Below are 14,669 nucleotides of genomic sequence, written 5' to 3'. Positions count from 1 at the left end.
AAATATGAGAAGAATTTATCTTAACATTCTTGGACTTGCTGCGATGGCCTGTTCGTTAACGGCATGCAGCAGTGAGGACGACAGTAACAACGGAGGAAGCGGATCAGGAGGAATTGGCAGCACTGCAACAGAACAATATGTGGTAATGAGTGGTTCTGGCGAAAACAATGGGGCTTATCTGCAACTCACAGCCGACCCTACAGGCGGAACGCTCGACCCAACAAATCCGAACGGACGCATATACTTCAGTGGCAACAACCCTGATTTCGTAAACTACCGCAACGAGATGCTCATCGGAATGAACTATCCATCGCAGGGTGGCTCTTCGTCTGATTACATCACGATGGCATGGAAACTTGTTGACGGAAAACTGACACAGTTTGGCAACGGTGTGGCTCTCGACGGTGATGTAAAAGCAAGAGGCATATTCAAGAACTATCTCATAGGTATGTCTGACCAGACCGGCAACGGGCACTATGAACGTGTGAAGTTCATAAACCTTGATACATTCGAGGCCGCTGTGGTAGACGGAATAATCGATTGTGACGATCTTACCAAGGAGCCGGCAAGCCTGATGGAAGGAGAGACATGGGGTGTGGGCGACATTGCGGAATATGGCGACTATGTATTATTGTCGTATGCAACAAAGCGTATGCAGATTGATCCGGAGAATCCTAAAGCCACTTACACAGACTTGGCAAACAATCTGTACATAGGTGTATACAAGTTTGATCCCAACGACAGCGAAAAGGAATATCTGAAATATCAGAACACTATTGTCCGCAAAAGCGCTGACCATCCAGGAAAGGAGGCCGGACAGATAAAAGGCAACCAACGCTCACGCACAGAAACTGGCATAGAAGTGGTGGGAGACGAGATCTACCTATTCTGTCAGAGTACCATAAAGAATTACGGACAGACCGTGCCGCAAGTTCCGTCGGCAGTACTCCGCATAAGTGGCAGCAACATACAGAACGGAAAACCTGTGGCCATAGACAACGACTACTATGTGAACCTGACAGACATAACCGGACACTACATGTGGAAATGCTTCTATATGGGTGACAATAAGTTCTGTCTCCAGATGTACACCGAGGCAGGAACAGCCGGCGTGACGGAAGGCTCGCACAAGAAGTTCGGCATATTCGACGTGAAGACAAAGACTTATACAGAAGTCAAAGGCATGCCGGAACCGTCCAAGATAAACGATATTGCTCTGGCCTGCGCGGTAAACACGGATGAGCATACAATCACATTTGAAGTGGAACTCACCGACGGATCATTGCCCGCACTTTATAAGATTGCTGCCGATGGTACAGCTACACGTGGAACAGAAATAGACACAGAAGCCATTCAGGGTGTAAGTTTCCTGAAACAGCATTGACAACAACGTTAACCAATAAAAACAAAAATGAACAGATTCTTCCGCAAGATACATTTGTGGCTGTCTGTCCCGCTTGGACTGATTATAAGCATAATCTGTCTTAGCGGGGCAGCCCTGGTGTTCGAAAATGAAGTCACCGAGAGCCTGAATCCATCACTCTATCGGGTGGAACGACCCGAAAAAGGCAATCCGCTGAAGCCATCTGAAATTGCACAAAAAGTTTGCATGCAGATGTCAGACACCATTGAAATAACATCAATACAGCTTTCCGCGGATCCAGAAAGAACATGCATGGTCAGCATAAAAGGAGCAGGAAAGAGAACTCTGAGCGTGAATCCCTATACGGGAGAAGTCAACGGATGGACAGAAAGTCCGCCTTTCTTCCAGACAATGCGCAAACTCCACAGATGGTTAATGGATTCTCCGGCAAAAAAAGGAGAAAAATCAACAGGCAAGGTTGTTGTTGGTGTAACCACATTACTGATGGTTGTGATTCTTATCACCGGACTTATAATATGGATTCCACGCAACCGCAAGGCTCTGAAAAACAGGCTTTCGTTGAACTGCCGCAAAGGAATACGCCGGCTGTTGTACGACAGCCATGTGTCGCTGGGCTTTTACTCAACCATCTTTCTACTGCTGATGGCACTTACCGGACTCACATGGTCGTTCGGATGGTACCGCAATATGACATACCGTCTGTTTGGAGCATCAGTATCATCAAAGACTTCGTTATCAAACGGGAATCGCTCTTCAGAAGGAGAAAAAGGAAAGAAAAAGCAGAGAACATTCGAATACACAGTATGGAATAAAGTGATATCACAGCTTCAATCAAAGTATCCTGAATATGCGTCCATACGTCTGGAAACAAAACAGGCACAAGTAAGTCTACCTGGAAACATCCGCAGGACGGACACAATTAAATTCAATCCAAAGTCTGGAGAGATAACCGGACTTGTATCACACAACCAGACACCCAAATCAAAAAAGATGAAAGGATGGATTTATGTACTGCACACCGGAAGCTGGGGAGGAACGATCACCAAGATAATCTACTTTCTTGCAGCCCTTATCGGAGGCATACTGCCAATAAGCGGATATTATTTATGGTGGAAGCGCACAAGACGCAGACGATGAGCACAGCACATCTCCGAACATCGTCTGCATTGTAATGCCTTGGACAGAAAGTGCACCGCAACCAGTACAAACGCGTCTACCGACATTAATGGTCATTTAAGAGACATCTGAAGGATAAGGTAAAAGCCATACGGTATGACTGTGACATAATAATTGCATCCGCCTTTCTGTCACGGCATAACACACTGTTTGTTTTCACACAGACGTTTGTCCTCAATATTATCAAGAATAAAACGCGGTGCGATACCCTGCATATCAAGACTATCACACCGCGCATCTGTTATCAGTCCGCTGCACCGTCATAATGTAAACGTGCACCGGCGGCATGTTTTTCAATCCAGTATCTTTATCTCGGCACCCGTGGCAAAGTCCTGCCCGTCCTGCGAACTGAGAGCCGTGAAGCGCACGTAGCGCGCCCTGACAGGACTTTCGAACATCACGCGTTTCTCCTTGAAACCGTCCTCAAAGGTTCCTTCGGCCACTGGTTCGCCCCAGTTCTTGCCGTCGTCGCTCACCTGCACACGATAGATCTTTATGTTTCCGTTGCGGTTGTCCTGCCGCGGCAGATAGGTGAAACCTTTTATCATCTTGGTCTCAGAACAGTCGAAGTCTATCCAGTGAGGATATTGTGCCACTGTGACCGAGTAGGCCGTGTGCCAGTAGGTGCCGTTGTCGCCGTCGGCAATGTGGGCTGCATCGCCTTCGCCGTGTTCCTCACTGCTGGCATACACCACCTTCACCGGTATGTTCTCAATACGTTCAAAGTCTGCCGTCACCTTCAGACGCTCGTTGCCTTTGTGCCATGCCGTCACGCGACCGCCTTCGCGCAGGGCGAACGGAGACTTATAGATGTATGTCTTTTTCTTTCCGTCCAGTGTGTAGCATATCTGTGAACCGTCCTCGCCACCCGTCATGCTGACCATTCCCGCAGCGTCGCGCTCAATGGCAGGAGGCAGTTCGCCGGCGGCCGAAACCTTGGCACGCATAGTCAGGTTGCCCTTTGCCGGACGTATGATGAAGCCCATCGTGTGGCTGCCGGCCCTTATGAGGTATTCCTCCAACGGCCCGCCCTGTCCGCAGCTGTTGCCGCCGAGGCCCATCATCTTCATGTCGAGATGAAGCCAGTTGCCTTCAGATTCAGGCAGTTGATAGGTATGTGGCGCGCAGACCATCTGCATGGCCGACCACGGCAGAGCCGACGCCGACATGCTGCCGCCCGCTGCTATGAACTGCGCTCCCTGTCCGTCGGCATCGGTAAGAGCACACCAGCGCACGTCCTCGCGGTTGCCCATCGACTGCGGTTTTGGGAAATCGACAGCCATGCTGTCCACTGTTGTCTTATAAAGTTGAACGAACGCGCCGTTCATGCGGTCGTTATAGTTGTTGTGCGGACCGCGGCCGTAGTAGGTGTAATTGTTCATATCGGACGGTGTCCTCATGACATATCCCAGGCGGGCGAGACACAGTGTCGGGTCGTTCGACGTGATGTTGGCCTGCAGTTCCACCGATCCGTCTGCATATACAGTCCACGTCTGGTTGGTGATGAAGCGGAAGTCGGACGGCCCGAATTCCTTTCCCCGGGTTATCTCATAGCGTCCTGAGCTTATGCCGAGGTCGCGAATGTTGTATCCGCAGGGTGCCTGCGACTCCACGGTGTAAGCCACCACCGCCGCGCCGTCCTTCCTCTTGTAGGCCGAACGGTGGAGCACACGGTGGCGCAGATCATTCAGTCCCTTGGCAAACCACTGACGGTAGGCCCAGTTGTCGTTATCGGTCATGGCACGGAAAGCGTCGAGACGCGGGCCGTTGCCGTCGGCGAATATCACACGGTCGCCGTATTTCAGACTGTTTATTGTTCCTGTCGTATTGCTGAAAGCCACGCTGAAGCCTTCGCCGCTGACGGTGCTTACGGTGTCAGCTTCGGTCAGTGTGAGTCTGCCGCTGCCCGCAGCTTCGGCTATCGATGTGAAAGGAGCAACCTCATTCAGCGGCAACTGTTCCTCCATCTGCACATATCCCTTTTTCGCCCACGGCATGTCCTGAGCCAGAAGGAACTGCACCTTCACGAAACATTCGGCCTGCGGGTCGAGCCCTTTGAAGCTTATCGGAAGACTGTAAACGGCTTTCTCTCTCGGACCGAGGATGTTGCGCGGACCACGGAACACGTTGCTCTCCGTGATGCGTTGGCCGTCTTTCCAGAGCGACCACACCATATTATACATCTTCAACGGCACAAAGTAGTTCTTGTTGAACACTTCTATCTGGCCCTTCATAATGTCCACAGCCTTCACACCTATGTTCTGATAGACTTTCTTCACCTCATAATATGCAGGCTTAGGTCTGTGTCCGGGCAGCAGTATGCCGTTCATGCAGAACATGCCGTCGTTGGGTTTGTCGCCGAAATCGCCACCGTAGGCCAGATAGCGTGTGCCGTCGGTCTTGTCATAATTGTAGAGCGACTGATCCACCCAGTCCCAGATGGCACCTCCGCAGAAGAAGTTGGTCGACTCGATGGCCTCCCAATAGTCTTCCAGATTGCCGCCGGCGTTGCCCATATTGTGGGCATACTCGGATATGTGGAACGGATATTTTATGTTGAAACGGCCCTTAACAGCCTCACGCACCCACGGAATGGACGGATACTGGTTGGAGCCCATGTCCACAATGTCGTTGTTACGCTCATACTGCACGGGGCGCGTCGTGTCCCAGGTCTTTATCGCGTCGTAGGCGGCCTTGAAGTTTTTGCCGGGTCCGCCTTCGTTTCCGAGCGACCAGATGACGATGGACGGATGGTTGACATGGGCATGCACAAGCTCCATGACACGTGCGACATGGGCGTCCCTGAACTCCGGCACGTGCGAGAGAGAGGCTTCGCCGTAGTAATATTCGTGGCTTTCGATGTTGGCTTCGTCCTCAAGATATATGCCGTATTTGTCGCAGAGATAATACCAGTAGGGGTTGCACGAATAGTGGGAGTTGCGCACGTGGTTGATGTTGGCGCGCTTCATGAGCATTATTTCGTGCTCCATCTGCTCGTGTGTTATTGCATTGCCGCGCTCGGGGCTTATCTCCTGACGGTTCACTCCCTTGAGTTTCACAGGCTGGTTGTTCACGTAGAAGTAGCGACCTTTCAGTCCGAACTCGTCGTCAGCGGCCTTTGTGTCTCTTATCTCTACCTTGCGCACACCGAAGTATGACGACACTATGTCCACCGTCCGGCCCTTTTTGTCCTTCAGCTCGGCCACCAGCGTATATCGGTTAGGTTCCTCCGCCGACCACAGACGGGCCGAAGGAACTGTCAGTCGTGTGCTCACCTCGCTGCGTCCGCCACCATCCACGGCGAATGTTTCCGACATAACGGGACTTATCGCCTCGCCCATTATTTCGTCAGAATACAGTTTGTTGGCATACACACGATAGTTCACGGAGCATCCCTTTGCGCTCTTGCGGTTGAGGTTGCGCACAAACGCACTCACATCCACCACACCACTGCCGTCCGCAGCAATGTCAGTGTTTATCTTCATGTCGCCCATCTGCAACTTGGGAGCCGCCGTGAGATAGGTGCTGCGGAATATTCCCGGCAGGCGGAACATGTCCTGCGACTCAAGGAAAGAGCCGTCCGAGCTGCGGTAAACCTCCACAGCGACAACGTTCTCACCCTTTGTCAGATACTGCGTTATGTTGAATGTAGCGGTGTTGCGCGAGTTTTTGGAGAATCCGACATAACGTCCGTTCACCCAAAGATAGAAAAAAGAATTCACCCCATCGAAGTTGATGTAAACCTCACGACCCTTCCATTTGTCGCTGACGGTGAACCTCCGGCGGTACGATCCCACCTCGTTGCGGTATTTGTAGGTTGTCCAGCTCTTGTCAGGTTCGCGCATCACACCGCCCTTCCAGTCGTCAACAGCCACCGTGTGCTTGAATATCACGGGCTGGTTGCAGTATATAGGCACGCCGTATCTGAGCGTCCCGTCCTTCATTATGCCTTCTACATTCCAGCAAGAAGGCACACTTATGTCGTCCCATGCAGTGTCGTCATAAGCCGAAAGATAAAAGTCCTTGGGGCGGTTCTCGGGGTCAGGCGCCCAGTGGAATTTCCATGTACCGTCCAGACTCTGCCAGTAGGCGCTGTTCTCAGGCAGCACTTTCATGGCCGACTCTACGTCGGCGAATGAGAAAAACGTGGCTCGCGGCTGTTCCTTATTGAGTGCAAGCCGTTGCGGCGATTGCCATTCGTCGCCCGCAGGTTGTGTCTCCGTTCCGTAGATAAATCCGCCGAGGGGTTGCTGTGCCGCCGCCGTGATAGGCAGACTGAGGCAAAGCAGACTGAAGATAATCTTTTTCATGTCTTTGGTTGTTCGGGTTAATGGTAGCAGGCGGCAGGTCATCCGCCCGTCATATATAAGTTTTTGTTTTGTCAGTAAAGTACGTCATGCGCACCGTTCACCATGCCGGCATGTCCTGCCATACGGCTGTCCACCACACCGCGGAGCGCCATAGGCTCGCACAACAACAATATGAAATACAATCGCAACGGCAAGAATAGGACACAGAGTATTCCCTGTATGCCATTGCCGGGGCTCATTCTATATTTTACAAAAATAGATAAAAACTTCCGACCGTACAAGCATGCGGTGCAGGTAAATAAAAAAACAGGACATAAAGAAGGCGTGACACGCAGACAACAACGCGTGCCACGCCACCGGCAGTGTGCTTAAAGACCGACGCTTCAGTCTTCTGCCGGTCTTCACAGGCTTATAATATTGAGTGTAAATCCAAACGACGTGCCGTTGAAACTGTTCACCCACGGCGTGCAGGAGATGTCCACCTTGCGTTTAGCAAGCTCTCGACAAGGATTGCCGGCAAACAGACCTATCACCTCATTCACCGGATCTACCAGAAACGCCACAATGTTTCCAAGCACCTTAGAGTTGCACAACGTGTAACCGTTGTCCACAATATGTCTTTTCACACGATAGAATGTCTCGCCGAGTATCAGGCCCGACAGCGGAGTTATGATAAGATCCTGTATCGACGGAATCTCCATAAAGGCCTCTATTCCGTATTCCCAGAATATGGTGGATATACCTGCACAATAAAGAAAAGAGCCCAGAACATTGAATCCGAGACTGCGCGCACTCATGTAATAGGCCGCACCGGCATAAGGATGGAGCACGTAGTTGAATATCAGATCGTCCTTATCCCACACGGGACCTTGCTTCACATGATTGCTCCAACGCTTGAAGAACGGCACCTTGCGCAGCTCTTCCTTGTTCCAAGCAGTGGCATTCTCCGGCAGCAGTTCGAGTACTCCGAGCGTTGTAAGACCGCCGGCGAACAGCACACCCGTGTTAAGCCACATGCGTTTATAGTCCGGCCGGCTTGTGCGAATGGAGTAGGGCAACTCGTAGATGCACGGCTTTTCCTTCTTCATAAGTTTCAGTGTATCTGCCGCCGTGCAGAGTTTCTCTGCCATCTCAGGCCCATACACCGCCATAGAATCAGGTGTCTGGGCCGAGACACACTGCATCCCGACAATCATACACAGCACAAAATTTATTATACGTATTACTTTTCCTTTCATAGATGTAATGTCTTTGGTCGTGAATTTATCTTCACACATAACCACAAACCGCACTCTGTGACCATGAAAAACAGCGGTCGAGAGGCGTCAGGCCATTACAAATTTATCTATAAAGAGAGTTGCAAAGACAATGCGTCAGACTAAAAATAACGAAAAAAACCAAAAGGATATGAAAACTAAAATATTGTGTTAAGTTTTACAAAAATCACTGTTCTATACTTCGCGATGTGTATATGAAAAAGTAATCAGCACAAAACGGCCATGTTGTCTGTTCGCGCTCGTTTTGTCCATTTGCGACGTTTTCATTACTATCAGACTATGCCCGAAAATGAGAAACGGCCGCATCGCATGGCTGACGCCCATGGATGCGGCCGGTATGAATACTTAATGAATTTGCTGTTGTATGAAAATGACAGCGTGACAACATATCTCCTGACTGTTTACACCAACCTTTCCACCTGACGGAAACAATTCCTGCAACAATCAGAGAGATGCATACTACCGTCTGAGAAACCTACCGATGCATAGTCAGAACGCTGCAAAAGGTGCACGGAAAAACATCCGCACGTCACTCAAACACGTACCAACTGCAGTAGCCTGCCGGTATCTCTATGTCCATAAGCAGCGAACAGTCACTGTCGAGACGCAGTTTCTCGGTGGTACCGTCAGCATGGCGGACGGTCACTTTGTCCTTCAGTCCGGTGTAATACAACGGCACCCGTATCTTCTTCCTGATGTCGTGCGACAACGGATTGTAAAGCATCATGAGACCTTTTTCCTTCAGAGCAGGATTCACATGTATGAAACCGTCCCAGTCATTTCCGTCGGGACGGCGCAGATGTATTATGTCCGAGTCGAGGATAGGGCGGTGAGCCTTATAGAAGTCCACCCACTTCTTCACCACGGCTTTTGTCTCCGGCGAATCGAACAGTTGCGGACCACGATAGCATGCTATCACTCCCGCGCCGAAATTGTTGGCAAGACGCATCTCATAATGGGGCAGATGCTCCTTCAGCGGCTCTATGGTCGCCGCCGCACCACCACCCTGATATTCCACCAGCGGCACCATCATCCATCCCATCGACGGTGCCTTTATCCACGTGCCGTCATATATATTCTGACGTTCTATTATCTCCTGCAGCTTGCGGGGCAGCGACCAGTTGGCCTCACGGTAGCCCATACCGGTCTTGTTCTGGCCGTTCATGAAATACCAGTCGGGAATGTTCAGGAATATGCCCTTCGACTTGCAGTCCTTATAGAAACCGCTTATGGTCTGATACTGTTTCCACTGTGAGTCGGCCAAACCCCTGTGGCCGGGATGCGATGTCGACGCGCACTCATCACCCGGATAGCTGCCGTCGTGCTCAAGAATGTCCTGTCCGGTCGTCTCGAAATATCTGCGCAGCTTGTCCATATAGCGCTGTCCCCATTCGCTTCCAAGGCATGGTGCGGCGCCGAACTGCGGTGTCTTGCCCTCAGGCATCACCACATCGTTGTCCTTTCCTACGCTGCGGCTCGCCAGGAGCGAGTAACCTCCGAGAGCAATTCCCTTGGAGTGGGCATAGTCGGCCAACTTCTTCATGCGTTCAAGGTTTGCTGGACTGTCGTCCTCAAGGTCCACTCCGCTCCAGAAAGTCATTATCACCATTTCGAAACCAACTTCGGCACACTGGTCGATTGCCTTTTTTACGGAAGCGTCGTCAGCGTTTCTCACGTGCATGAATATCGGATTCTCGTGAATCCACGGCGCAGCCACACGATACATTCTTCTCACCTGCAGCGTCTTGCGCTCCCTGTCCCACGTGTCGTGGAAGAGCTCCCACACACGGTGACTGGCAAATACCGCACCGCTACTTATATCCTCCGCCGGGCCGTACTCGGGATAACTCTCAAGCAGACATGGAATGTTCATGGGCCAGTCCACCTGTGTGGTATAGAGCGGATCCCTGTTCCAATGAACGTGATGCTGTATCATGAGGTTGTCGAACCTGTCGGCGCCGTCCTGCTGATTGGCATGCACAAGGTCAGACTCAACCGTTATATTGGGCGTTGTGAAGCTGCGGTCGAAGACAACAGTGTTCTCCGGCTCCATCACAGCGAGTATCTCGCTCTTGTAAGTATCGAGCCGCACACTGCGCGAAGAACCGTTGCCGAGCGTGAACCACTTGCTTATGAGCGGTATACCGTCGTAAATTTCGTAGTGTACGTTCACCTCAAGATCCTTCAGATAGTCGAACATACGTTCTCCCTTATTCTGAGGCAGTCCGCCCATCACCTTCAGAAGGTCCACGCGGCAGCGTCCGGGAGCGCCCTTGTCGGCGTGCTCCGTGTTGCCACCGGACAGGTCCATCTTGCCGGCACGCACACAGCGCGACTGCAAAGTGGGTTCAATGTCAGTCTCGCCAAGCTCTGTCCACGCCTTGCCGTCGTAGGAGAAGCCACACGTGAGCACGCCACCCGTGCGCTGCATCCTTATATATACAGGCGCATCCACGCGACATGTCTGCAGCATCCGTTCGCTTCCGTCCACCGTCATACCAAACCTTGAGTCGGCCGTACGCAGGTAGAGCTTCACCACACGGCCGTCGAACACCCACGCCATTCCCGGTCCCCAGCTCGACGAGCGGTCGGTTCCGGGCGTTATCCTTGCCACAACCACCTCCGTTTCCTGTGGTATGTCCTTCTCCACATAAGCGCAGGTGTTGGCCGGGATGAGTATCTCGCCCGTCTTACCTTCATTGGAGAAGGCGTTGGCTGTGTTGCCCTCCGACGTCACCACGCGCCATCCCTCGGGCAGAACGCCCGAAAAATCGGACGAAGCTATCGTCGTGCGGTTGTCGTCAGAAGCAAAGCGTGCCTCAAGACGGCGCAGCAGTTCGTCGCCGGCTCTGTATTTCATCACGAGCTCAATGCCCTTGGCGGGCCACTCCGTGGGGAGCGATATCCACTGGCTGCGCGGTTTCCAGTCGAAGCGTTTCTTTATTGGCGACGTCTCATATCCCGCGAAGCTGAATGCCATGGGGTCGGACGTCATGTCTGCTATCCATTCAGGCAACAGATAGTTGTGGGCCGGCTGTCCGAGCAGTCCTCCCACAGGTATGCGCACACCGTCGATTTCCAGCTCGGCCTCGGCCCTCACCGAGCGCAACATTCCCTCGCCCGTCATCAGATTGTTCATACCCACTGTGGTGCCGTCCTTGAACTGACGTTCCACCAGTCCGTTGCCCATTATCAGGCGTCCGCCGCTCTGCTTCACGTAGGCCTTGTATCTGCCGCCGTGGAGCATCCAGTCGTTCTCACGCGCACCGTCGGCCGACCACGCCGTAAGCGCGAACGACATGCACACGACGCACATGGTTATGAAAAGACCGTATTTCCTCATTGTCGTTTTTTAGTTTGGTTGAAGGCTGGTTATAAGATTGTATTTCAAAAAATAAACACAAATGTTTATCCGGACACAAACATACAAAAAAATTTCCATACCACACTGTTTTGCAAAAGACAGATAACATCTTTTTATACAAATATACAGCATATTGCGCCACCATACTGATACATCGCTTAGCCGGAGCATGCCGCAAGATGCGTACACATGCACTGACATTTATCCGTCTTATCGTAAAGTAAGACAACGGACAGTGCCTGTTCTCAGTTTTACATCCCGATAAGACAGTGACAGGCCGGTTGATACAAATTATTAAAAACGACTGTCTTTTATTTGCCATTGCGCCCACCTTTCATTATCTTTGCAATAAGATAGGAGGCGGTTCGGCATAGACAATCATGTTAAAACTACGTTTTCACACATTGCTCTGCTCTCACCTTTCACTGTCTTTGCAATAAGACAGGAGGCGGTTCGGCATAGACAATCATGTAAAAACTACGTTTTCACATATTGCTCTGCTCTCACCTTTCACTGTCTTTGCCCCTGCAACCAGCATGCGGCTGTACGCAGGGATAGCTCAAACCCTAATTTTTATTATTAACTGACATCAGTCCGGCTCCACACTAATGCCGGGCACGAAATCTGAAAAGACGACTTACTGTTTATGACACGCTTTATTATCACGCTTATCATGTCTGTGGTGTTCGGCGCGGTTTATGGCCAGAATGGTGTTCCGGCCGTGAAAGGCCATGTGGTTGACGCCGCTACGGGCAAGGACATGGAGTATGCCAATGTGGCTGTTACCGACGAAAAGAACAACACCGTGGCTTCGGCCGTGGTGGAGAACGGACATTTCGAGATACGCAAAATGCGCGACGGACGATTCACGCTCACCATCATGCTCATGGGATACCGCACATACAAGAGCGACCCGCTGGAGTTCAGGCAGGGCCGAACGGTGGACCTTGGCACAATAAGCATGGAGATGGAGGAGAGCAGTCTGGATGAAGTCGTGGTGACGCGCGACCGAAACAAGGTGGTGTACAAGCTCGACCGGCGCAAGATAAACGCCTCGTCGGTGCTCTCGGCATCGGGCGGCACGGCCGTGGATGTGCTCAAATCTACGCCGTCGGTGCGCATCGACGCCGACGGCAACCTGTCGTTCCGCGGCAGCACGGGGTTCCTGGTCTATGTGAACGGCAAGCCTTCGATGCTTGAGGGCACGCAGGCACTGGAGCAGATAGCGGCGGCCGACATCGACGAGATAGAGATAATGACAACGCCCTCGGCACGATACAAGACCGACGGCGACGTGGGCATAATAAACATAACGACCCGCCGACAGACGGACGGGGGCGTGAGCGGAGCGGCACACGTGTCGGGAAGCACCATAGGCACATGGAACACCGACGCCACAGTGGGCTGGCGCAGCGGAGCCAACCACTGGTATGTGGGCATGGCGGCGTCGGACATAAAGGGCAAGAGCGACTTCAGACAGAAGAAGACGACCATAGTGGACGACTACACCACAACGTCGGACGCCGACGGAACGCGCCACAGCGACAAGATATCTTACATCGGACGGGCCGGATGGGAGTATGACAAGGGCGCACACCGGCTGCAGCTTGAGGTGCAGAGCGGCATGACCGACAACAGGCGCGGCGGCGACATGAGCTACTACGAGCACCGCACGAAGGGCGACGAGGTGATAAACTCGAACCTCTACGACAGCCACGACCGCTACTCCAACGAGAAAAGGCTCGCGCAGCTGGCTGCCGACTACGTGCTGAAGCTCAACGAACGGGGCGACCGCATAGCCGTGAACGGACGCCTGCGCTACGACTGGTATGCGCTGGAATACACCGAGAGCAACATGTTCGACACCTCAGGTGCACGCTACGAGGGCACACGCGGATATGAGAAGGAGCACCACTGGGACTTCGACGGCGAGGCTTCCTATCTGCTCAACTACCGCAAGACGGGACGCATGGAGCTGGGCTATCACTACACATCTTATAGCGAACACGGAGCATACAACATAAAATACTGGGACCGCGACCTCGCCGACTTCGTGTGGCAGGACGACCTGCACGCGCCGTTCTTCTATCGCCGGCAGATACACTCGCTCTATGCCATGCTCACAGACAAGGTGGGACGCATTGAGTTCGACGCCGGACTGCGCGCCGACCACACCATAGACGAGCTGACCATATCGGTCGCCGGCGCCGACCGATACATCAAACGTCTGGAGCTGTTCCCCTCGGCCCACGTGTCATACGACGCCGGACGGGGCAACATCTTCTCCCTGGGCTACTCCTACCGCACCAACCGTCCAGGCATATGGCAGCTCGAACCATACATCACATACGAGGACTACTACACAAAACAGATAGGCAATCCGGACATAAATCCAGAATACATACACACCCTTGAGCTTGGCTACCGCAAGACGTTTGCCAATGAGAACAGCCTGTCGCTCACTGCCTTCTACCGCTCGCGCCGCGGAGTGATGGACAAGGTGAGAGTGCCCTACGAACCGGGCGTGACTCTCGACTCGCTCATCAACGCCGGCAACGACTTCACCTTCGGACTCGAACTCAACACGCGCATGAAGATGCTGCGCTGGTGGGACATGACTCTCAACGGCAGCATATTCCGCTATGAGTTCACCAGTCACTACGAGGGCTGCACCGACGCCGCCAACACGAGCTACTCGTTCTCCATGATAAACAACTTCAACCTGGGCCGTGACACGCGCATGCAATTCGATGCCAACTTCGTGGGACCCGCCATTCTCACCCAGGGACGCGAGAAAGCCTACTGCTACTTCGACCTTGCCGTGCGCCGCCAGCTGCTGCACGACCGTCTGGCACTGTCGCTTGTGGCTCACGACGTGTTCCGTACGGCGCGCTACGACAACCGCCGTTCCACCGCGACACTCATGTCATCGACCTACGTTCGCCCACGCTATCCCAACATAATGCTGTCCGTAAGCTACTTCTTCAACGCCACGGGAGGCAAGACGCAGAGCGGAAAGGTATCGTCGGGAGCGATGTTCGAAGGCAAGGACTTCTGACGAATAAACACACATAAAATCAGGAACATAACAATAACCGCCGCCCGCCATGACCCACAATCATGGCGGGCGTTTCGTTTGCATACCTCACTGCGCACAC

6 protein-coding genes are annotated in these 14,669 nt (G+C 52.6%); 3 read left to right on the top strand and 3 right to left on the bottom strand.

Going from position 1 to position 14,669, the window contains the following annotated elements:
* Positions 1-4: 4 nt before the first annotated feature.
* Both WKT13_RS01785 and WKT13_RS01780 read left to right on the top strand, forming a co-directional pair.
* On the top strand, positions 5-1,384 hold the full coding sequence (locus WKT13_RS01785; protein ID WP_340322564.1) for a DUF4374 domain-containing protein: 1,380 nt from the start codon (positions 5-7) through the stop codon (positions 1,382-1,384).
* Positions 1,385-1,411: 27 nt separating this feature from the next.
* Complete coding sequence (locus WKT13_RS01780; RefSeq protein WP_340322563.1) at positions 1,412-2,521, top strand: PepSY-associated TM helix domain-containing protein; 1,110 nt, start codon at positions 1,412-1,414, stop codon at positions 2,519-2,521.
* Positions 2,522-2,853: 332 nt separating this feature from the next.
* Here the strand turns inward: WKT13_RS01780 and WKT13_RS01775 are convergent, their stop codons facing one another.
* From WKT13_RS01775 to WKT13_RS01765, 3 genes are all read right to left on the bottom strand, one after another.
* The gene (locus tag WKT13_RS01775; RefSeq protein WP_340322562.1) at positions 2,854-6,870 is read right to left on the bottom strand and encodes a glycoside hydrolase family 2 TIM barrel-domain containing protein; all 4,017 of its coding nucleotides are present in this window, start codon (positions 6,868-6,870) and stop codon (positions 2,854-2,856) included.
* A 401-nt stretch (positions 6,871-7,271) separates the two neighbouring features.
* Positions 7,272-8,108 carry a DUF3943 domain-containing protein gene (locus WKT13_RS01770; RefSeq protein WP_340322561.1) on the bottom strand — a complete coding sequence of 279 codons (837 nt, stop codon included), beginning with the start codon at positions 8,106-8,108 and terminating at the stop codon, positions 7,272-7,274.
* Positions 8,109-8,676: 568 nt separating this feature from the next.
* Positions 8,677-11,490: a hypothetical protein gene (locus WKT13_RS01765; protein WP_340322560.1), complete on the bottom strand. Its 2,814-nt coding sequence runs from the start codon at positions 11,488-11,490 to the stop codon at positions 8,677-8,679.
* A 667-nt stretch (positions 11,491-12,157) separates the two neighbouring features.
* Here WKT13_RS01765 and WKT13_RS01760 point away from each other — a divergent pair.
* The gene (locus tag WKT13_RS01760) at positions 12,158-14,569 is read left to right on the top strand and encodes an outer membrane beta-barrel protein (RefSeq protein WP_340322559.1); all 2,412 of its coding nucleotides are present in this window, start codon (positions 12,158-12,160) and stop codon (positions 14,567-14,569) included.
* The last annotated feature ends 100 nt before the right edge of the window (positions 14,570-14,669 follow it).

Origin of the sequence: Prevotella sp. HCN-7019, from assembly GCF_037890215.1 — a bacterium.
In the GTDB taxonomy this organism is placed as follows: Bacteria; Bacteroidota; Bacteroidia; order Bacteroidales; family Bacteroidaceae; genus Prevotella.
Note: the sequence above shows the minus strand (reverse complement) of the source record. Positions and strands in the feature narration are given on the sequence as shown.

Coding starts and splice junctions, on each gene's coding strand:
- WKT13_RS01780 (WP_340322563.1), top strand. CDS start 1,412: ATGAACAGATTCTTCCGCAAGATACATTTGTGGCTGTCTGTCCCGCTT.
- WKT13_RS01785 (WP_340322564.1), top strand. CDS start 5: ATGAGAAGAATTTATCTTAACATTCTTGGACTTGCTGCGATGGCCTGT.
- WKT13_RS01760 (WP_340322559.1), top strand. CDS start 12,158: ATGACACGCTTTATTATCACGCTTATCATGTCTGTGGTGTTCGGCGCG.
- WKT13_RS01770 (WP_340322561.1), bottom strand. CDS start 8,108: ATGAAAGGAAAAGTAATACGTATAATAAATTTTGTGCTGTGTATGATT.
- WKT13_RS01775 (WP_340322562.1), bottom strand. CDS start 6,870: ATGAAAAAGATTATCTTCAGTCTGCTTTGCCTCAGTCTGCCTATCACG.
- WKT13_RS01765 (WP_340322560.1), bottom strand. CDS start 11,490: ATGAGGAAATACGGTCTTTTCATAACCATGTGCGTCGTGTGCATGTCG.